Here is a 391-nt window from a genome sequence, read left to right on the forward strand (position 1 = left end):
GTGAAGGCGCCGTTCGACGGCGTCATCGACCGGCACCCGGTCGATGACGCCGTCGAACGGCGCCTTCACTTCGTTGCGGTCGAGTTCGGCCTGCGCGGTCTCCAGCATCGACTGCGCCGCCGTCAGGTTCGAGCGGGCGGTGTCGAGCTGCAGCTTGGGCAGGTTGCCGGTCTTGGCCAGCCGCTCGGCGGCATCGAGCTCGGCCTTGCGCTGCACCAGAAGCTGCCTGGCGTTGTCGACGTTGGAGATCTTCTCCTCGGCCGCCAGCATCAGCACCAGGTCGCCGGTCTTGACGCGCTGGCCCTGCTTGACCGGCAGCTTATCGATGACGCCGGCGACGCGCGTCGCCAGCACCGCCCGCTTGTCGGCCTCGGTCAGCCCGGAAATGCGG

1 protein-coding gene is annotated in these 391 nt (G+C 69.1%); it reads right to left on the minus strand.

The genetic code is table 11. From position 1 onward, the window contains the following. The coding region (locus EOA29_RS40810) for a biotin/lipoyl-binding protein (protein ID WP_127222624.1) at positions 1-391 on the minus strand (391 nt) is incomplete at both ends.

Source organism: Mesorhizobium sp. M1E.F.Ca.ET.063.01.1.1, assembly GCF_003998155.1.
GTDB lineage: Bacteria > Pseudomonadota > Alphaproteobacteria > Rhizobiales > Rhizobiaceae > Mesorhizobium.